General features: G+C 59.5%; 1 protein-coding gene. It reads left to right on the top strand.

What is annotated here, in order from left to right; genetic code table 11:
- Window positions 1-232: DUF72 domain-containing protein (locus R0J87_RS25195; protein WP_498889757.1), on the top strand; the 232-nt coding region annotated here is incomplete at both ends.

Here is a 232-nt window from a genome sequence, read left to right as displayed (position 1 = left end):
GCCCATGTGGGCCAACCAGGATTGGCAGGGCAGCCTCTACCCGCGCCAAGCCAACACCGACCTGCTCAGCGATTACGCCGCAGTATTTTCCAGCGTCGAGGGCAATACGACGTTTTACAGCGGTGCGCCTAAGCCCGATACCATCGCGGCCTGGGTACGTCAGGCACCTGCGTATTTTCGCTTTTGGTTTAAACTGCACAGCCGCGTTACCCACGAACAGCGCCTAAGCCAG

This window comes from Halomonas sp. SIMBA_159 (assembly GCF_046536035.1).
Taxonomy (GTDB): domain Bacteria; phylum Pseudomonadota; class Gammaproteobacteria; order Pseudomonadales; family Halomonadaceae; genus Vreelandella; species Vreelandella venusta_A.
The sequence above is the reverse complement of the archived record's forward strand: the minus strand, read 5'-3'. Positions and strand labels throughout refer to the sequence as shown.